This is a genomic window from Catenuloplanes japonicus (assembly GCF_000717135.1).
GTDB lineage: Bacteria > Actinomycetota > Actinomycetes > Mycobacteriales > Micromonosporaceae > Catenuloplanes > Catenuloplanes japonicus.
Genome location: NZ_JNXY01000018.1, coordinates 1 through 19,651 on the forward strand (window position 1 = coordinate 1; position 19,651 = coordinate 19,651).

Genomic DNA, 19,651 nt, shown 5'->3' on the forward strand with positions numbered 1-19,651 from the left:
CCGTGTGCGACCAAGCCAGCAACCCTCGATCTACCCGTGCGCTCAAACCTCAACAGCGCACCCCGCAAAACCACTGCCCAGCAGCTACACCAAGCCCCCCATACAAACTGCCACCGCCCCACCCAAGGCGACCACCGGAGGGGTTCGGGGCATGGTGCCTCACTGAGGGATCAAGCCTGACCGCCCGAAGTGAGGCACCATGCCCCGAACCCCCACCCAACGCAACCCGCGCAACGAAGTCAGACGTCGCGAAAATCGCGCCAAAACGCAACCACCCACGGACGGCGAGCCCGCGGGAGCATGCAAAAAGCAACCACAGCGAAAGCGGGAAGAAAAAGCTCTTAACGCACTGAGGTCTTCACAAACGGAGGCTTGACGATGGTCATCGCAGTGCGACGCCCACGGATATCCACCTCAACCGTGTCCCCAACAGACACTCCCGCCGCCGCATCCACCAGCGCCAGCGCAATGCCAACCTTCCGCGTCGGCGAGAACGTGCCGCTGGTCACCTCACCGACGCGCGCGTCGCCGGCGTAGACCTCCATGTGCGCACGCGGAATTCCGCGCCCCTGCGCCTCCAGCCCGACCAGCGTGCGCCGCGCCCCGGCCGCCTTCTCCGCGAGCAGCACGTCGCGCCCCCAGAAGGACGGCTTCGACCAGCCGACGGCCCACCCGGAGCGCGCCTGCACCGGCGTGATCTCCAGCGAGAGGTCTTGCCCGTGCAGCGGGTAGCCCATCTCGGTGCGGAGCGTGTCGCGTGCTCCCAGCCCGCAGGGCTTCAGCGTCGGGTCCGCCTCGAACAGCGCGTCCCAGACCGCGACCGCTGCGTCGGACGGTACGACCAGCTCGTAGCCGTGCTCGCCGGTGTAGCCGGTGCGGCAGACGACCAGCTCCGTGCCGGCCAGCGTGGCCGTGCTGAAGCTCATGTACTCGTGGTCGGTCGGCAGGCCGAGCGTGGTGAGCAGCGCTGCGGAGTTCGGCCCTTGGACCGCGAGCACCGCGTACGCGTCGTGCTCGTTGGTCACGGTGACGCCGGCGGGCGCGGCTTCGGTGAGGCGGCGCACGACCTCGGCGGTGTTGGCCGCGTTCGGGATGAGGAAGACGTGTTCGTCGTCGTAGAGGTACGCGATGATGTCGTCGACCACGCCGCCGGTCGCGTCGTCGCAGCACAGTGTGTACTGGGCGCGGCCGGGGCCGATGCGGCCGAGATCGTTGCTGAGGCTCGCGTTGACGAACGCGGCGGCGCCGGGGCCGGTGACCCGTGCCTTGCCGAGGTGGGACACGTCGAACACGCCGGCGTTCTCCCGGACCGCGGTGTGCTCGGCGATGACGCCGCCGTCCGCGTATTCCAAAGGCATCTCCCAGCCTCCGAACGGCGCGAACTTCGCACCTCGGGAGACGTGCCGGTCGTGCAGGGGAGATCTCTTCATGGGTGGCAACTTACCTGCAACAGCCCGTCTGGTTAGCATCGGCGGGACATGATGTTGTCCAGCGGGTACCGCTCGCAGACGACCTACGCCACCGGATGCGCACCCGCATGCCGCCCACAAGTCGGAGAAGCCGAGTGACTCAGCCCAATCCCTCCCTGCACCTGGTGGACAGCGACCCCGCCGAGCTTGCCGTCGACGCCGTCGTGATCGGCGTGCACAGTCGCGACGACGAGCCGTCCGGTCTGCTGATCGCCAGCGGCGCGGAGAGCGTCACCGTCGCCTTCGAAGGGCGGCTGGCGGAGACGCTGCGGCTGCTCGGCGCGACCGGTGGCGCGGGTGAGGTGATCAAGATCGCAACGCTGGGTACGGTGACCGCCCCGATCGTCGCGGCTGTCGGCCTCGGCCCGGAGCCGAAGGGTGCCGCGCCCGAGCCCGAGGTGCTGCGTCGTGCCGCCGGTACTGCCGTGCGCGCGCTGGCCGGTGCCGGGACCGTGGCGCTGGCGCTGCCGCTGCCGGACGACGCGGACGGGCCGGCCGCGCTGAGCGCGGTGGCCGAGGGCGCGGTGCTGGGCTCCTACCGGTTCGCCGGTTACAAGACGAAGCCGCAGCCGGGCCGCCGCGAGCAGGTGGCGACCGTGCAGGTCGTGGTGGCCGATGCGGCCGACTCCGGCCTGGTCGCGGCGCTGGCGAAGGCGTCCGCGGTGGCGTCCGCCGTGGTCCGCACGCGCGACTGGGTGAACGCCGCGCCGAACGAGCTGCGGCCGCCGGAGTTCGCGGAGCAGGTCGCGGCCGCGGGCCGGGCGGCCGGCCTCGAGGTCGAGGTGCTGGACGAGAAGCAGCTGCGCGACGGCGGGTACGGCGGCATCACCGCGGTCGGCCAGGGTTCCGAGGCCCCGCCGCGGCTGGTGAAGCTCACCTACACGCCGCAGTCCCCGGTCGAGGGCGCGAAGCGGGTGGCGCTGGTCGGCAAGGGCATCACGTTCGACACCGGCGGCGTCTCGATCAAGCCGGCCGCGGGCATGTGGGAGATGAAGTCGGACATGGCGGGCGCGGCCGCGGTGGCTGCCACGCTGCTGGCGGTCGCGGAGCTGAAGCCGGGCGTGCCGGTGACCGGCTACCTGCCGATCGCGGAGAACATGCCGTCCGGTTCGGCGTACCGGCCGGGCGACGTGGTCACCATGTTCAACGGCAAGCGCGTCGAGGTGCTGAACACGGATGCCGAGGGTCGCATGGTGCTGGGCGACGCGATGGCGCGGGCCTGCGCGGACGGCACGGACTACCTGTTCGAGACGTCCACGCTGACCGGCGGCCAGGTCATCGCGCTGGGCAAGCGCATCTCGGGCGTGATGGGCACGCCGGAGCTGCTGGAGCGGGTCAGGACCGCGGGTGACCTGGTCGGCGAGCCGGCCTGGCCGATGCCGCTGCCGGATGACGTGCGCAAGGGCATGGATTCGGACGTCGCGGACATCTCTCAGGTCAACGCCGGCATGGACCGGGCCGGTCACATGCTGCAGGGCGGCGTGTTCCTGCGCGAGTTCGTCACCGAGGACGTGGCCTGGGCGCACATCGACATCGCGGGCCCGAGCTTCCACACCGGCGAGGCGACCGGCTACTGGACCAAGGGCGGCACGGGCGTGCCGGTGCGGACGCTGGTGGCGCTGATCGACGACGTCGTGGCCAACGGCTGACCAGAAGCATCGTGCGAACGTCGGGTAGTCAATCAGGGCGTCCCGTCAACGGGACGCCCTGATCGGCGGTAGATTTTCTCAGGAGGAAGCGCGTTTACGACGCTCGTTGTAATCGCGCATTCGCTGGGGATATCCGACCAGCTGGATGTCGTAGACCGGGATCGCCATCTTGTGTGCGAACCGGCGCGCGCTCTCGGGAGAGTCGATGCGCCGGCGGGTCCACTCGCCGTCGTGGGCGATGAGAATGACCGTGTGTTCCGTCACGGTCGTCTTGGGCTCGATGAAGACCTCGACGCCCTGCCGGGACGTCACGAACTGTGCGAGGTGTTCCAGGGCCTCATTGTGTGCTGCTCGGGCGACCGAGGCCCCACTCGTCTTCTTCTGCCGCCTGAACCAGGCCACCGCCGTTTTCCCCCATCCGCAACCGTCACGGGCGACTCGCCGCCAAGGGTACTGCCAGGAGACGTGTTCCTGGGCACCTCCCTACGCGGCCCCCTTCCACAAGTGACAGGATGGGCACGGCACCATGCACGTTACGACAGTGTGACCGTCGTATGCAGCGACGCGCGACTTGGGAGTTGACTGTGAGCCAGCCGAACGGCGAAACCTTCGACATCGTCATTCTCGGCGCCGGCAGTGGTGGCTATGCCACGGCGCTTCGTGCGGTCCAGCTGGGCCTGACCGTGGCCCTGGTGGAGAAGGACAAGCTCGGCGGCACCTGCCTGCACGTCGGCTGCATCCCCACGAAGGCGCTGCTGCACGCGGCCGAGGTGGCGGACGAGACGCGTGAGTCCGAGCAGTTCGGCGTGAAGGCCGAGTTCCAGGGCATCGACATCGCGGGGGTGAACTCGTACAAGGACGGTGTCGTCTCCCGCCTTTACAAGGGCCTCAGCGGCATGCTGAACGGCAACAAGTCGATCACCGTGATCGAGGGCGAGGGCAAGCTCGTCGCGCCGAACACGGTCGAGGTGAACGGCAACCGCTACGTCGGCCGCAACGTGGTGCTCGCCTCCGGGTCGTTCTCCCGGAGCCTGCCGGGCCTGGACGTCGACGGCGAGAAGATCATTACCAGCGAGCACGCGCTGAAGCTGGACCGCGTGCCCAAGTCCGTCATCGTGCTGGGCGGCGGCGTGATCGGCGTCGAGTTCGCCAGCGTGTGGAGCTCGTTCGGCGCGGACGTCACCATCATCGAGGCGCTGCCCCGCCTGGTCGCCGCGGAGGACGCGGACGTCTCCAAGGCCGTCGAGCGCGCGTTCCGGAAGCGGAACATCAAGTTCAAGGTCGGCAAGCCGTTCGAGAAGGTCGAGAAGACCGACTCCGGTGTGCGCGCCACGATCCAGGGCGGCGAGGTCGTCGAGGCCGAGCTGCTGCTGGTCGCGGTCGGCCGTGGCCCGCGCACCCAGGGCCTGGGCTACGAGGAGCAGGGCGTCAAGATGGAGCGCGGCTTCGTCCTGACCGACGAGCGCCTCCGCACCAACGTGCCGAACGTGTTCGCCGTCGGCGACATCGTGCCCGGCCTGCAGCTCGCCCACCGCGGCTTCCAGCAGGGCATCTTCGTCGCCGAGGAGATCGCGGGCAAGAACCCGGCCGTCATCGACGAGCTGGGCATCCCGCGCGTCACGTACTCGAACCCGGAGGTCGCGTCCGTCGGCCTGACCGAGGCGAAGGCCCGTGAGCAGTACGGCGACAAGGTGAAGACCTACAACTACAACCTGGCCGGCAACGGCAAGAGCCAGATCCTCAAGACCTCCGGCTTCGTCAAGCTGGTCGGCGTCGAGGACGGTCCCGTGGTCGGTGTTCACATGGTCGGAGCGCGTGTCGGTGAGTTGATCGGCGAGGCGCAGTTGATCTACAACTGGGAGGCGTTCCCGGGCGAGGTGGCTCAGCTCGTCCACGCGCACCCCACCCAGAACGAGGCGCTGGGCGAGGCGCACCTGGCCCTGGCGGGCAAGCCGCTGCACGCCCACGCCTGATCTTGAACATACAGTCGCGGTTGCTTGTTAAGGAGTCTTGAGACATGCCGGTATCGGTCACCATGCCCCGGCTCGGCGAGAGCGTCACCGAGGGCACCGTTACGCGCTGGCTGAAGCAGGTCGGCGATACGGTCGAGGCGGACGAGCCGCTGCTCGAGGTCTCCACCGACAAGGTCGACACCGAGATCCCGTCCCCCGCCTCGGGCGTGCTGACCAGCATCCTGGTGAACGAGGACGAGACCGCGGACGTCGGCAGCGAGCTGGCGGTCATCGGCGGCGAGGGTGACTCCCCCGCCCCGGCCGCGGCCCCCGCCGAGGACAAGGACGACGCGGCCGTCGAGGCGCGCACGGAGCAGGCCGAGCCGGAGTCCGGCCCGGAGGCCCCGGCGGCGGAGCCGGAGACGCCGGCGCCGTCCAGCGGCGGTTCTGCCGAGGGCACGGTCGTCACCATGCCGGCGCTGGGCGAGAGCGTGACCGAGGGTACGGTCACGCGCTGGCTCAAGGAGGTCGGTGACACGGTCGAGGTCGACGAGCCGCTGCTCGAGGTCTCCACCGACAAGGTCGACACCGAGATCCCGTCGCCGGCCGCCGGCACGGTGCTCGAGATCAAGGTCCCGCAGGACGAGACCGCCGAGGTCGGTGCGGCACTGGCCGTGATCGGCGTGGCCGGTGGCGCGGCCCCGAAGGCGGAGGCTCCGAAGCCCGAGGCCCCCAAGGCCGAGGCCCCCGCGCCCAAGGCCGAGGCTCCCAAGCCGGCTCCGAAGGCCGAGGCGCCCGCGCCGAAGCCCGCCGCGGCGCCCCAGCCCGTCGCGGCCGACAAGCCCGCCGCCGTGGCGACCGCCGAGTCCAACGGTGCCCCCGCCGACGGTGAGGCCGCCTACGTGACGCCGCTGGTCCGCAAGCTGGCCGCGGAGCACAACGTCGACCTGGGCGCGCTGACCGGCACCGGTGTCGGTGGCCGCATCCGCAAGCAGGACGTGCTCGACGCCGCGGAGAAGGCGAAGGCGGCCGCCGCCAAGCCCGCTCCCGCCCCGGCCGCGGCGCCTGCCCCCGCGGAGAGCAAGGCGAAGCCGGCGCCGAGCCCGCTGCGTGGCCGCACCGAGAAGCTGACCCGCACCCGCGCCACGATCGCCAAGCGCATGGTCGAGTCGCTGCAGGTCTCGGCGCAGCTGACCACCGTGGTCGAGGTCGACATGACCAAGATCGCGAAGCTGCGCGCGCAGGTGAAGGACGCGTTCCAGCAGCGGCACGGCGTGAAGCTGTCGTTCATGCCGTTCCTGGCGCTGGCCACGGTCGAGGGCCTGCAGCAGCACCCGGTGGTGAACTCGCGGATCGACCAGGAGGCCGGCACGGTCACCTACTTCGACGCCGAGCACCTGGCGATCGCGGTGGACACGCCGAAGGGCCTCATCGTCCCGGTGATCAAGGACGCGGGCGACCTGAACCTGGGTGGCCTGGCCAAGCGCATCGCGGACGTGGCGGAGCGTACCCGGAACAACAAGATCGGGCCGGACGAGATCTCGGGCGGCACGTTCACGCTGACCAACACGGGCAGCCGGGGCGCGCTCTTCGACACCCCGATCATCAACCAGCCGCAGGTCGGCATCCTCGGCACCGGCTCGATCGTCAAGCGCGCCGTGGTCGTGGACGACCCGGAGCTGGGCGAGATCATCGTGCCGCGCTCCATGATGTACCTGGCGCTCTCCTACGACCACCGGATCGTGGACGGCGCGGACGCGGCCCGCTTCCTCACCACGCTGAAGGAGCGCCTGGAAGGCGGCAACTTCGAGGCCGAGCTCGGCCTCTGATCCAAACAAGATCACAGGGGGCGAATCCCGGCCGCGCGCCGGGGTTCGCCCCCGATCTTTTCCGGGAACAATGGGCCCATGAGGATTCTGCTGGCGGGGGCGTCGGGCTTTCTGGGAACGGCGTTGCGGGAGCGCCTCGCGGCGGACGGGCACGACCTGCGACGCCTGGTCCGGCGTACGCCGCAGTCCGGCGACGAGATCCCGTGGAAGCCGTCCGCCGGCCACCTCGACCCGGCCGCGCTGCGCGGTGTGGACGCGGTGATCAACCTGGCCGGCGCCAGCATCGGCGGGCAGCGGTGGACCGCGGCGTACAAGCGGAAGCTGCGCAGCAGCCGGGTGGACACGACCGGCACGCTGGCCCGCGCGATCGCGGCGCTGCCCGAGGGCGAGCGGCCGTCGGTGATGCTCAACGGCTCCGCCAAGGGCTTCTACGGCGACACCGGTGACACGCCCGTCGAGGAGGACGCGCCGCCCGGCGACGGTTTCCTGTCCGACCTGTGCCGGGTGTGGGAGGCCGCGACCGGCCCGGCCGAGGACGCCGGCGTGCGCGTGGTGCACCTGCGGTCCGGGTTGCCGCTGGACAAGCGCGGTGGCCTGCTGCAGCCGCTGGCGCTGCTGTTCAAGGCCGGTCTCGGCGGGCGGATCGGCAGCGGGCGGCAGTACATCCCGTGGATCTCGCTGGCCGACTGGGTCAGCGCGACCGTGTTCCTGCTGGAGCGCGACGACATCTCCGGCCCGGTCAACATGGTCGCGCCGGCCCCGGCCACGAACGCGGAGTTCACCCGGGACCTGGCGGCGGCGCTGCACCGGCCCGCGCTGATCCCGGTGCCGGGGTTCGCGATCTCGGTGGTGCTGGGCGAGTTCTCCACGGAGATCCTGACCGGCACGCGTGCGCTGCCGGGCGTGCTGCTGCGGTCCGGCTACGAGTTCGCCCACCCGACGCTGCCGGCCGCGCTGGAGGCGGCGCTGTAGGGGTCGGGCGCGGCCTCGACGAAGAGCAGCGTTCGCCGTACCCCCGGAAGGTCTTCGATCGTGTCGTGGATCCGGCGGAGCCGGGCCGCGTAGGCGTCCAGGTCACGGTGCGCGGGCGGCGAGCCGTCGATGCGCACGTAGTCGCGGGTGCGCGCCAGCAGCTCCTCCAGCCGCGGCGACGGGCCCGGGGCCAGGTGCACGGACGCGTGGTCGGCCGCGGCCGGGTCATGCCCGTGCGCGGCGGCCGTGGCGGCCCACACCGCCAGCATCTCCTTCTTCTGCGCGATGTCGGCGTCCATGCCGAGCAGCAGCGGCAGGCCGCGCCGGGCCGCCAGCTCCACGGTCGGCCGCGAGGTCGCCGCCACCCAGATCGGCATCTTCGCGGGCAGCGACACCGTGACCTCGCGGAAGCGGTGGAAGTCGCCGTGCGCGCCGAGCCGGGCGGCCCCGGAGAGCCATGCGCGCAAAAGATCAAGAGCTTCGGAAAAGCCCTGCTCACGGTACGGCAGGCCGGTGCCGAACACCTCCAGGTCGACCCACGGCCCGCCGCGCGCCACGCCCAGCCGGAACCGCCCGCCGGACAGCGCGTGCAGCAGCGCGGCCTCCTCGCCGAGCGCGACCGGGTGCCGGCTCGGGAGCACGCAGGCCGCGGTGCCGATCTCGATGTGCCGGGTGGCGCCGAGCGCGTGCCCGGCCGCGACGGTCGCGGACGGGAGCGTGCCGTACGCGGTGAAGTGGTGCTCGGCCAGCCACACGTCGTCGAGCCCGGCGTCCTCGGCGGCGCGGGCGAGCGCCGGGATCGAGGCGGGCCCGTGCGCGCCGAGCAGGAAGAGGCCGAGCCGCCGGCGGACCGGCGACCCGGCATCGGCCTCGTGCATCAGCAGTCGCGCAGCTCGGGGCTCTGGTTGGCGATCTGCGCGGTGGGCGAGATGAACCGCTGGTACGTGTCGCCGCCGACCGCGGACAGCTTGAACGCGGCAACCCGGTGGCAGTTCTGGAACGCGAGCTTCACGCCGAAGTGGCGCTCCAGCCCGGCGCGGATGGCGTCGCTGGCCAGCGCGCGGAGCAGCTGGCCGCGCTCCTTCTCGCTCGGCGGCGGGACGGCGTGGTCGACGAACTCCGCTCCACTCGCGGCGGACTGGGAGGCGACCTCGGACACGATCGTCCAGGCGTACGGCAGGGACTGACGGACGACGTCGACGAACTCGGCGTCGTCGACGACCTGGCCACGCTCCACGCGCTCGAGCAGGGCGGTGGGTACGTCGAGGGACATGCGGTTCTCCTAACGTGGTACCCGTGGATCTGATTACCCACGGGAGTCTATTAACTCCGTAGAGCTACGTCGATGGCTGACGGATTGATAATGAAATCCAGATCGATCTGCTCGGTAAGGTCCGCGCCGACCCGATCACTGGCCCACGCTGCGGCGTTGCGGCGGTGGAAGTCCGCGGCCTGCTCCGCGTAACGCGCCCAGTCCTTGTCGCGCGCGTCCAGCCGCGCGCGCATGTCCGCCAGCACCGCGCGGTTCGCCGGCTCCAGCGCGTCGATCGGCTGGAAACGCCCGCGCTCGGCCGCCTTCACGAACGCGGAGCGGCCCACCCAGCCGGCCAGGTCGTCGCCGACCTCCTCACGCAGGAACTCCACGTCGGACTCGTCGTCGACCTTGTTGCCGATCACCTTGACCGCGACGCCGAAATCCCGGGCGTAGCCGGTGTACTGCTTGTAGACGCCGATGCTGCGCACGGTCGGCTCGCAGACCAGGAACGTCAGGTCGAAACGGGTGAACAGCCCGGAGGCGAACGAGTCCGCGCCCGCGGTCATGTCCACCACCGCGTACTCCCCCGGGCCGTCCGCGAGGTGGTTGAGCAGCAACTCCACCGCGCCGACCTTGGAGTGGTAGCAGGCGACGCCCAGATCCTCGGACGCGAACGGGCCGGTGACCGCGAGCCGCACGCCGTGCACGTCGCGGACCAGCGCGTCGTAGAGCGGGTTCGGCCGGTCCACGCCGATCAGCCGGGAGCCGCGGCCGGGCGGCGTGGTCTTGACCATCGCCGCCGCGGAGGCGATGCGCGGATTGTCGCCGCGCAGGTACTCCTTGATCTCGGGCAGGTGGTCGCCGAGCGCGGGCAGCAGCACCGCCTCGTCGTCCGTGGCGCCGAGCGCGGCCGCCAGGTGCTGGTTGATGTCCGCGTCCAGCGCGAGCACCGGCGCCCCGCCGGCGGCCAGGTGACGCGCGAACAGTCCGGCGAGCGTGGTCTTCCCGCTGCCGCCCTTACCGACAAAAGCTACTTTCACAGGATTTTCCCCTACACGGCGTTGTGTGCGTGGCCTATACATATTGGTAGTCATTTCCAATAACGGAGTCAAGCCGGGGTCACCCGAAAGATGGGGCTAGCCTGGGCGGCGTGACGAGCACGGTTACGGCACCGGAATCGGTGCGCGCGGGAGTCGTGGACTACGAGACGGCCTGGGCCGAGCAGCGCCGCCTGCACGAGCTGGTGGCCGCCGGCGAGCAGCCCGGCACGGTGCTGCTGCTGGAACACCCCAGCGTCTACACCGCGGGCCGCCGCACGGAGCCGTTCGACCGGCCGATGGACGGCACCCCGGTCGTCGACGTGAACCGCGGCGGAAAGATCACCTGGCACGGTCCGGGCCAGCTGGTCGGCTACCCGATCATGAAGCTGCCGGCGCCGCTCGACGTGGTGGCGTACGTGCGCCGGGTCGAGCAGCTGATGATCGACAGCTGCGCGGAGCTCGGCCTTGAGGTCACCCGCGTCGAGGGGCGCAGCGGCGTGTGGGTGCTCGCGGACGACCGCGGGCCGGACCGCAAGGTCGGCGCGATCGGCATCCGCGTCGAGCGCGGCGTCACGCTGCACGGCTTCTCGCTCAACTGCGACTGCGACCTGACGTTCTTCGACCGGATCGTGCCGTGCGGCATCCGCGACGCGAGCGTGACGTCGCTCAGCGCGGAACTGGGCCGCCCGATCACGGTCGCGGACGCGCTCCCCGTGGTGGAGCGCCGCCTGCACACGCTGTCCCGCTGATCGGGGCACCCGCCGGGCACCCCGATCAGCGACGCCTCAGGGCGTGAGGCGGTGCAGGTCTCGCGGGAACGCGGTGACCTCACGCACGTTCGCCGCGCCGGTCAGCCGGGAGACGAACCGTTCCAGCCCGATCGCGAAACCGCCGTGCGGCGGCATCCCGTGCCGGAACGTCTCCACATAGGACGCATACGGCTCCAGCGGCTCGCCCCGCGCCGCCAGCGCCGCGACATAGTCGTCGTAGGCGTGCAGCCGCTGCCCGCCCGTCACCAGCTCCACGCCGCGGAACAGCAGGTCGAAGCCGTTCGAGTAGCGCGGTGCGGCCGGGTCCGGCGCGGTGTAGAACGGCCGCTTCGCCATCGGATAGCCGGTCACGAACACGAAGTCCGACCCGTGCGCGTCCCGCGCCCACTCCCCCAGCGCCCGCTCGTGCGCCGGCGCCAGGTCCGGCTCGTCCGGGTGCGCGCCCGCGATCCGCAGTGCCTCCGGGAACGCCACGGCCGGGATCTCGTCCGGCACACCGGGCAGGTCCGCCACCGACGGCACCCGCTCCCGCACGGTCGTGACCATCCGCGCCAGCACGCGGGTGAGCACCGCCATCACGTCCCGGTGGTCGCGGATGAAGCCCAGCTCCGCGTCGAGCGACGTGTACTGCGCCAGGTGCCGCGCCGTGTCGTGCGGCTCCGCCCGGAACACCGGCCCGACCTCGTAGACGCGCTCGAACACGCCGACCATCATCTGCTTGTAGAACTGCGGCGACTGCGCCAGGAACGCGCGCCGCCCGAAGTAGTCGATGCCGAACACGTTCGCCCCGGACTCCGTCGACGACGCCACGATCTTCGGCGTGTGCACCTCGACGAACCGTTCCTCGTCCAGCGCGGCGCGGAATCCCGCGACCGCGGCCGCGCCGACGCGCAGCGCCGCGCTCCGCCGCGGATGCCGCAGAGAGATCGCCGCCTGGTCCAGTTGCGTCGGCAGCGTCGCGGACAACTCGGGCCGATACAGAGCGAAATCAGTGGGTACGGCGAGCGGGCTGAGGGTCCGTAGCGCGACCTCGACCATCTCGGTCCCGCCCGGGGCAGCCGGGTTCGCGGCCACCAGGCCGGTCACCTCGACGACGGTCTCCTCGGTCAGCCGTTCCAGCTCGGCACGCGTCGCAGGCGCGGTGATCACCACCTGGGCCAGGCCGGACGCGTCGCGGACCACCAGGAACGCCACCGATTTGAGCAGCCGGCGGCGGTGGATCCAGCCCTGGATCGTAACGGTCTCACCGGCGTGCGCGGCCAACTCGGCGGAAAGGATGCGTTGCATGAGGGCACCTCCAGATCGCTTCGCAACGCGATCCCGGCACCTCCCGGCCGGACGGCCGTGAGGCAGGTGCGGGCGAGCGGGTCCTCGCGGTACCACCGCACCTTCGCGCGGCCCCTGGACGGGATCGCGCCTCGTTCGTCGCCCGATGACGGGGGCCAGACCGGCGGGTTCTACTCCGCGCGACTCCCACGCGTTTCCTCCCGCGGCTCGGGAGGGTCTTCGCACGCCGGCGCACGATCGCCTTCACAGCTTCCGGCGACTCTCTCGGCGTGCGGTCCGGCGCGCTACTCGTCTCCGTCAGCGCCGTTGCCGCGTACCGTACCCACGGCTCCGGCTCTTGATCTATTGATTTTTTCTGTGCGCTTTTCTGCTTTTCTGTGCGGTATTTTTCGCCGAAGGAGACATTGCCGTTGGGTAACCGGAGGTTTGCCGTTTGTGGTGAGCGCCGTCACACGCCATCGGGCGTGAGCCACGTCGCGGTGCGCCTCTCGGGGCCCAATGCCCGGCGTAGGCTGACTTTCGTGACGATCGAGCGCTCCGGGCCGCCGACAGCGACCGCGATTAACAGCAGCATCCACCCCGCCCCCGAGGGCCGGAGAATGTTGCGCATCGAAGCGCGCAATGCGAGCACGCCGATCGAACGCAAGCCTCCGTGGATCAAGGTCAAGGCCAAGATGGGCCCGGAGTACACGGAACTGCGCGGGCTCGTCTCCCGCGAGGGCCTGCACACCGTGTGCCAGGAGGCCGGCTGTCCCAACATCTACGAGTGCTGGGAAGACCGCGAGGCCACGTTCCTCATCGGCGGCGACCAGTGCACCCGCCGCTGCGACTTCTGCCAGATCGACACCGGCAAGCCGGCCGAGTTCGACGCGGACGAGCCGCGCCGGGTGGGCGAGTCCGTCGCCACCATGGGCCTGCGCTACGCGACCATCACCGGCGTGGCCCGCGACGACCTGCCCGACGGCGGCGCCTGGCTCTACGCGGAGACCGTCCGGCAGATCCACAAGCTGCAGGCCGACTGCGGCGTCGAGCTGCTCATCCCCGACTTCAACGCGGACCCGGTGCAGCTCGCCGAGGTCTTCGACTCCCGCCCCGAGGTGCTGGCGCACAACGTCGAGACCGTGCCGCGCATCTTCAAGCGCATCCGGCCCGCGTTCCGCTACGAGCGCTCACTCGACGTGATCACCCAGGCCCGCGCGGCCGGGCTGGTCACCAAGTCCAACCTGATCCTCGGCCTCGGCGAGGAGCGCGAGGAGGTCAGCCAGGCGCTGCGCGACCTGCACGCGGCCGGCTGCGAGCTGATCACCATCACGCAGTACCTGCGGCCGACGCCGCGGCACCACCCGGTCGAGCGCTGGGTCAAGCCGGAGGAGTTCGTCGAGCTCCAGGCCGAGGCGACCGAGATCGGTTTCGCCGGCGTGATGAGCGGGCCGCTGGTGCGCTCTTCGTACCGCGCGGGCCGCCTCTACCAGCAGGCGCTCGACGCCCGCTCGGCCAAGGTCGCCTGAGAATCCGACTTCACCTTCACCACCCGCGCGGCCCGATTCGGGCCGCGCGGTTTTTCTGTCCGCGGGTTTCCGGGGTCGTCCTGAGCCGTTGCGGCTCAGGTCAGCGGGCTGCGGCTTGCTCCTCGGGCGGCTTCCGGACTCCCGATAGGCCTCCGGACCCGGCAGCATCCGGGCCCGGCAGCATCCGGACCCGGGCGGCCCCCGCACCGGGCGATCTCCGGACCCAGACGGTCCCCCGTACCTCGGGCGGTCTCACCCAGGCGGCCTCCGGACCAGGGGCAGCCGCCGCCCCCAGGCGGTCTCCGGACCGGGCATCCTCCGCACCCGCGGCAACCGCCGCCCCAGGCGGTCTCCGGACCAGGCGGCCTCCGGACCCGAGGCAACCGCCGCCCCCAGGCGGTCTCCGGACCGGGCAGTCTCCGCACCCGAGGCAACCGCCGCGCCCCCGGGCAGCCTCCCCGGAGACCGATGAGCTTCCGGTCCTCGGTCAACCTTCGATCACGGGTCAGCCCTCGGTCAGCGGGCGCTACGCGCCCGAAATTTCATGAAATAGCGGCCTGCTTGGCCAGCGGGGTCTGAATGCGATCGCGCGCGAGCGGGCCGCTCCGCGGGTCAGCGGGCGATCACCGGGGTGCGGGTGCCGATGACGTAACCGCTGGTCAGGGCGATGGTCAGGACACCGACCAGGATCAGCGCGGTGATCGCGAGCGCGCGGCCCTGGGCGCCGGTGCGGCGGATGCGGTAGAGCGCCATCGGCGCGGTGACCAGCGCGGCCGGGGCGAAGACCAGAGCCAGGACCAGCGAGATGATGGCCAGATTGTCGTAGCCGACCGGGCGCGCGGTGGAGATGAAGTCGCGGCGCGGATCGGCCTGGCGCGGCGCGGACCAGGAGTTGAACGGCGGCGCGGCCTCGTGCCTGCCCTGCTCCGGCTCGGACTCGAAACGGCGCTGCTCGGGCTCGTCGTCCTCCCAGCGATCCCACTCGTCCGGCGACAGGAACCCGGATTCCGGCAGGTCCGACTCCTCAGGACGCGGCTGCCACTCACGGAAGAGCCCACCCTCGGGCTCGCCACGGTGCGGCTGCCGTCCCCGGAACAGCTCGTCCTCCGGCTCGCCGCGGTATGGCTGGCGCTCCCCGACCAGCTCGTCCTCCGGTTCGCCGCGGGAAGGCCATCCCTCGTCCGGCTCGTCACGATGCGACTGCCGCTCCCGGAAAAGCCCCTCCGGTTCGCCCTGGGCGGGCCATCCCTCGTCCAGCTCGTCGCGGTGCGGCTGCCGACCGCGGAACAGCCCGCCCTCCGGCTCATCGCGCGAGGGCTGCCCCGCGTCCGGCTTCCCGCGGTGGGGCCGCCACGCCTGGAAGAATCGGTCGTCCGACGCGCGGGCGCGGTCGGCGGGCGGTTCCCGGAAAAGCCCCTCGTCCGGGTCCCGGGACGGTGGCGGCTCCGGCTCGCGGGCGTGCGGCTTGCGGGCCGCCGGCTCGGGTGCGGGTGGTGGCGGTTGCTGCCACGGACGTGGCGGCGGACGACGCGCCGGGGGCGGGCTCGTGGCGCCGACCAGCAGGACCGTGCGGCGGTAGCGGTCGTACTCGTCGCGGAGGGCGCGATCGGAAAGGGTGTCGTAGGCGACGTTCAGCAGCGACTGGATGTTGTCGCTGCCGCCGACGTCCGCGTGGTGCAGGCGGGACATCGCGCGCCAGGCACGCTTGATCTCCCGGGCATCGGCATCCTCGGCCAGGCCCAGCAGCGCATACGCGTCACGGCCGCCCAGCTCGCGGAAGTCGCGGCTCATGCCGGACACCCCGCGAGGCCGGCAACGCGGGCCAGGCCGGCAACGCGAGCCGAACTGGCAGCGTGGGCCGAGCCGGCAACGCGAGCCAAGCCGACAACGTCGGCCAAACCAACAGCGTGACCGGCAGCGCGATCAAGACCAGCGGCGGCGGCCGAGCCGGCCGCGCGGACCGGACCAACACCGCGGGCCAGGGTGACAGCGCGCCGAGAACGGCGGCTCGTGGGCTCGCTCATGCGGGTCGGTGGGGCTCAGGCGTTCCGGAAGCAGGCAAAGCGCCTCCACGCGGGATGAACCACTCCTTCCGGCCGAAGGAGGTGGGTAGTGCGAACGTTACCCAAGGCGATCCTAGATCGCCGCTCATCCACGCGGTCGCATTCCCGTCGCTTTCCGATATACCCGTTTTGCCCCGTAATGAAACCGGTCCTGGACCCGGTCCGGGACCGGTTTGGGACTCGGTCCGGGACCCGGTTCGATGCCCGGTTCAGCAGGCCCGCGACTCAGTCCCCGGCTCAGCCCGCGACCGCCGGTGGCGCGTTCAGGAGGCCGAGCCGGTGTGCGACCGCGGCGGCCTCCACCCTGTTCGCCACCTGGAGCTTCGCGATGATCCGGGAGACGTGCACGCTGGCCGTCTTCGGCGAGATGTAGAGCTCGGCCGCGATCCGCGCGTTGCTCAGGCCCTCCGCGACCAGCCGTAGCACTTCACGCTCCCGCTCGGTGAGCAGCGCCGCGCCCGGCGCGGTGACCGCGGTCGAGAGACCGGCGACGGTGCCGCGCAGGCCCAGGCGGCGCGCCAGCGTGCTGACGTCCGCGGAGAGCGGGGTCGCACCGAGCGCGCCGGCCAGCGCGCCGGACTCCTCCAGCGCCGCGACCGCGGCGTCCCGGTCTCCGGCCGCGGCCGCGACCTCGGCCAGGCTCAGCAGCGCGCAGGCCAGGTCGTGCGGCCGGCCGTCCCGCCGCCACGCGTCCACGGCCGCACGCCAGGCAGCCGCCGGATCGTCGTTCGCGGCCTTCGCCATGACCTCACCGCGCGAGATCGGCAGGCCGCCGACGCTCTCCAGCAGCCCCAGCGAACCGGTGACGCCGCCCGGCAGACCAGCAACGTCTCTCACCGAACCGGCCGCGCCCACCGGCAAACCGGCGCCCACCGAACCACCAGCACCGGTGACACCGCCGGCCGAGCCCGCGACGCCCACCCGCCAGCCGGCCATGGGCAGAGCCGGAACCAGGCCGTTGAGCAGTGCGAACGTCTCGGCCGCATACGCCTGCTGCGGCGGATACACCGCCGGCCAGCCGCTCATCGCCGCGGCCGCCTTGCCCGCCAGATCCGTGTCCGCCGTCTCCCGCGCCGCGTGCGCGACCGCCACGATCAGCGGCCAGTCGTAGCGCGGATATTCGCCGAGGCGTGCGTCGCCGATCGCCCGGTACGCCGCCTCCCGCGCGGCCGGCCCGTCGCCGCGGGCCAGCGCCGCCGTGATCGACAGCTCCAGCAACGGCATCCGCAGCTGCTCCTCCAGGTACGGCCGGCCGAGGAACGCGAGCGCCCGCGCCACCGCCTCGTCCGCGCCGGGCAGGCCGCGGGCCAGCCAGAGCCGTGCGCGCAGCGCGGTCCAGTGCGCGCCGAGGTTGCCGGGCGGGTCGAGCCGGGCCGTGTCCGCGCAGCGTGCGTCCGCCTCGTCCCAGCGGCCGAGCGCGATCAGTGCCTCGGCCGTGTTGGAGATCAGGAAGAGGCCGACGGACCGGCTGATGCCGACGCGTTTCGCCTCCGCCATGCCCTCGGCCGCGGCCCGTGCGCTCGCGGCCCAGTCGCCGATCTCGAACAGCGAGTCGGAGTTGTTGACCAGCGCCTTGACCAGGCCGTGGACGTCGCCGATCTCACGGGCGAGCGCGATCGCGCGGCGCTGCTCCTCGATGCCGGCGCCCATCTCGTTGCTGCGGCAGTCGATGCGGGCCAGCGCCAGGATCGCGGCGACCTGGGCCGGGCGGTCGTCCGTGTTCTCCGCAGCGGACCGGACCAGTGCGGCGGTCGCGAACCCCCGCTCGCGCCCGGTCTTGGTCAGGTGGCCGGAGATGTCGGCCAGCAGGTGCACGCGGGCCGCGGAGGGCTCGCAGCGCACGGCCAGCTCCAGCGCCCGGTCCATCTCCGCGCCGCCGTCGGCCTTGCCGAGCACGCGCAGCAGGCGGCCGCGCTGCTCCAGCAGCCGGGCCACGCGCAGCGGCTCCGCGTCGTCGTCGGCCTCGGCGAGCGCGGCCCGGGTGAGGCTGACGCCGCGGTGGTAGTCGCCGGACGCGGTGACCGCGCCGAGCGCCTCCTCGACCAGGTCCAGGTGGGTCATGCCGAGCAGCGCGGACGCCTCCGGCACCTGCTCCCAGAGGTCGAGCATGCGGTCCAGCAGGCGGCTCTGCTCCGCGTACGCGTACCGCCGGCAGGCGGCGTCCGCGGCCGCGTGCGTGGTGACGAGCGCCCGCGGGTGGTCGTGCGCGACGAACCAGTGGTGGGCGATCTCCGCGGGCGCGCGGGACGAGCCGACCAGCGACACGTCCGCCTCGATGATCGCGGCGTAGCGCGCGTGCAGCCGGGTGCGCTCGCCGGGCAGCAGGTCGTCGTGGACGGCCTCGCGGACCAGCGCGTGCCGGAACTCGTAACCGCCGTCGGCGTCCGTGACCATCAGCTGGCCCGCGATCGCGGCGCGCAGCGCGGCCTCCAGCTCGTCCGTGGGCAGGCCGGCAGCCTCCGCGAGCAGCTCGTGGCCGACCTGGTTGCCGCCGACCGACGCGATCCGCAGCACGCGCTGCGCCGGCTCCGGCAGCCGGTCGACGCGGGCGAGCAGCAGGTCGCGCAGCGTCTCCGGGATGGTGGAGCAGCCGACCGGGTCCGCGGTCGCGGCCAGCTCCTCGATGAAGAACGGGTTGCCCTGCGCGCGGCCGTGGATGTCGTCGACCGCGCGGGCCGTGGGCTCGGCGCCGAACAGGTGGGTGAGCACGCGCGCGGTGCCGTCCCGATCCAGCCGGTCCAGCTCGCGGCGCTCGACGCCGCGCACGCGGTCGAGCTCGGCGAGGTAGGGCCGGAGCGGGTGGCCGCGGTGCAGCTCGTCCGACCGGTACGTGCAGAGGAGCAGCACCCGGGCGGTGCGCCCGGAGCGGATCAGGAACGCGATCAGGTCGCGCGTGGACCGGTCGGCCCAGTGCAGGTCCTCGATCAGCAGCACCAGCGGCCGTTCCGCCGCCATCCGCGCGAACAGGCCGGCGACCAGGTCGAACAGGTAGCCGCGACTGGCCTCGGCGCCCTCGGGGCGGCTCAGCTCCGGCAGCAGCACGGAGAACTCGCGCTCGTGGCCGGCGAACAGGTCCGCCCCGCCTCGGCGCAGCACCTCACGCAGCGCGGACGCGAACGGCGCGAACGGCAGGCCCTCCTCGCCCAGCTCCAGGCACTGGCCGGTGAGCAGCTGCACGCCCTCGCCGCCGACGCGCCGGCCGAACTCCTCGCAGAGCCGGGTCTTCCCGACCCCGGCCTCGCCGCCGATCAGCATGACCGCGGTCTCGCCGCCGCGGGCGCGCTTGAACGTCTCACGGAGGGCGGCGAGATCGCCGTCCCTGCCGACGAGCGTGCTTCCGGTCGCGTGAGAGCTCACAGGACCGAGCATGCCATGGGGGTACGACACAGGCGTCGATGGCACGAGCGCGAGCACGGGCCGGGCGGCCGTCTCCGGCGCCCGGCCCGCGTTCCCCCGTGCCGACCCCTCAGCGGTTCCGGGGTGGTCCATCATCCGATACGCCGTTTCAGCCCTGCGTCGGGGCAGGTCCGGGACGGCGGGGATGCCATCGGCCGGCTTTCCGGACGCGTACGCGGGAGGCGAGCGCGTCCGCCCGCGCCGCGCGGATCAGGTCGGCCTCGCGGGAGCGGTGCAGTGCGAGGATCATCTCCGAGTTCTGCAACATGATCGATATGCCTTTCGTTCGGTGGTGCCCGTCTCCGTGCTGACACCTACGGTCCTCGGGAAGGCAGGCCCGCCGCATGGGGTGCGTGCCGCATTCCCGGGCGATATTGGCGTCTTACGGACGTCTTAGCCCGGCTCGGTAAGGGCCGTATTCGCCGTAAGGTACTTACGCAGCGCGGGCCAGGACGGGCGCG

At 71.9% G+C, this 19,651-nt stretch carries 15 protein-coding genes; 6 read left to right on the plus strand and 9 right to left on the minus strand.

Annotation, left to right across the window (positions count from 1 at the left end; all coding sequences use genetic code 11):
- Positions 1–341: 341 nt before the first annotated feature.
- Entirely contained in the window at positions 342–1,430 is a 1,089-nt protein-coding gene (gene gcvT, locus OP04_RS24570; protein WP_456297623.1) for a glycine cleavage system aminomethyltransferase GcvT, read from the minus strand.
- A 107-nt stretch (positions 1,431–1,537) separates the two neighbouring features.
- Here gcvT and OP04_RS24575 point away from each other — a divergent pair, with 107 nt between their 5' ends.
- Positions 1,538–3,118: a leucyl aminopeptidase gene (locus tag OP04_RS24575; RefSeq protein WP_408606778.1), complete on the plus strand. Its 1,581-nt coding sequence runs from the start codon at positions 1,538–1,540 to the stop codon at positions 3,116–3,118.
- Between the two features lie 78 nt (positions 3,119–3,196).
- Here OP04_RS24575 and OP04_RS24580 read toward each other — a convergent pair whose 3' ends face one another.
- Positions 3,197–3,520 (minus strand): hypothetical protein, encoded by a 324-nt coding sequence (locus OP04_RS24580; RefSeq protein ID WP_033342203.1) that lies wholly within the window; start codon positions 3,518–3,520, stop codon positions 3,197–3,199.
- 152 nt (positions 3,521–3,672) lie between these two features.
- Here OP04_RS24580 and lpdA point away from each other — a divergent pair, with 152 nt between their 5' ends.
- The 3 genes from lpdA (at position 3,673) to OP04_RS24595 (ending at position 7,871) form a co-directional block, all read left to right on the plus strand.
- Entirely contained in the window at positions 3,673–5,091 is a 1,419-nt protein-coding gene (lpdA, locus tag OP04_RS24585) for a dihydrolipoyl dehydrogenase (RefSeq protein ID WP_198153966.1), read from the plus strand.
- 44 nt (positions 5,092–5,135) lie between these two features.
- A complete protein-coding gene (sucB, locus tag OP04_RS24590) occupies positions 5,136–6,899 on the plus strand; it encodes a 2-oxoglutarate dehydrogenase, E2 component, dihydrolipoamide succinyltransferase (protein WP_033342205.1) in 1,764 nt (587 codons plus the stop codon).
- Between the two features lie 78 nt (positions 6,900–6,977).
- A complete protein-coding gene (locus tag OP04_RS24595) occupies positions 6,978–7,871 on the plus strand; it encodes a TIGR01777 family oxidoreductase (RefSeq protein WP_033342206.1) in 894 nt (297 codons plus the stop codon).
- Here OP04_RS24595 and OP04_RS24600 read toward each other — a convergent pair.
- From OP04_RS24600 to OP04_RS24610, 3 genes are read right to left on the minus strand one after another with little or no spacing between them, the layout of a single operon-like run.
- Positions 7,820–8,749: an LLM class flavin-dependent oxidoreductase gene (locus OP04_RS24600; protein WP_051798886.1), complete on the minus strand. Its 930-nt coding sequence runs from the start codon at positions 8,747–8,749 to the stop codon at positions 7,820–7,822. The two genes, OP04_RS24595 and OP04_RS24600, sit on opposite strands and share 52 nt — an antisense overlap.
- Complete coding sequence (locus tag OP04_RS24605) at positions 8,749–9,144, minus strand: SCO5389 family protein (protein WP_033342207.1); 396 nt, start codon at positions 9,142–9,144, stop codon at positions 8,749–8,751. Before OP04_RS24605 ends, OP04_RS24600 begins: the two co-directional genes overlap by 1 nt.
- 50 nt (positions 9,145–9,194) lie before the next feature.
- Positions 9,195–10,166, minus strand: a complete 972-nt coding sequence (locus OP04_RS24610; protein WP_033342208.1) for an ATP-binding protein — start codon at positions 10,164–10,166, stop codon at positions 9,195–9,197.
- Between the two features lie 110 nt (positions 10,167–10,276).
- On the opposite strand from OP04_RS24610, the gene lipB reads away from it, so the two are divergent.
- The gene (gene lipB, locus OP04_RS24615) at positions 10,277–10,915 is read left to right on the plus strand and encodes a lipoyl(octanoyl) transferase LipB (RefSeq protein ID WP_033342209.1); all 639 of its coding nucleotides are present in this window, start codon (positions 10,277–10,279) and stop codon (positions 10,913–10,915) included.
- Positions 10,916–10,951: 36 nt separating this feature from the next.
- On the opposite strand, the gene aspS is transcribed toward lipB, so the two are convergent.
- Complete coding sequence (aspS, locus tag OP04_RS24620) at positions 10,952–12,223, minus strand: aspartate--tRNA(Asn) ligase (RefSeq protein ID WP_033342210.1); 1,272 nt, start codon at positions 12,221–12,223, stop codon at positions 10,952–10,954.
- 521 nt (positions 12,224–12,744) lie between these two features.
- Here aspS and lipA point away from each other — a divergent pair.
- On the plus strand, positions 12,745–13,731 hold the full coding sequence (lipA, locus tag OP04_RS24625; protein WP_232323727.1) for a lipoyl synthase: 987 nt from the start codon (positions 12,745–12,747) through the stop codon (positions 13,729–13,731).
- A gap of 612 nt (positions 13,732–14,343) precedes the next feature.
- Here lipA and OP04_RS24630 read toward each other — a convergent pair.
- From OP04_RS24630 to OP04_RS53575, 3 genes are all read right to left on the minus strand, one after another.
- Positions 14,344–15,522 carry a DnaJ domain-containing protein gene (locus tag OP04_RS24630; protein WP_157240276.1) on the minus strand — a complete coding sequence of 393 codons (1,179 nt, stop codon included), beginning with the start codon at positions 15,520–15,522 and terminating at the stop codon, positions 14,344–14,346.
- Between the two features lie 509 nt (positions 15,523–16,031).
- Positions 16,032–19,151, minus strand: a complete 3,120-nt coding sequence (locus OP04_RS24635; protein ID WP_232323728.1) for a helix-turn-helix transcriptional regulator — start codon at positions 19,149–19,151, stop codon at positions 16,032–16,034.
- Between the two features lie 148 nt (positions 19,152–19,299).
- Positions 19,300–19,458: a hypothetical protein gene (locus OP04_RS53575; RefSeq protein WP_157240278.1), complete on the minus strand. Its 159-nt coding sequence runs from the start codon at positions 19,456–19,458 to the stop codon at positions 19,300–19,302.
- Positions 19,459–19,651: the final 193 nt, after the last annotated feature.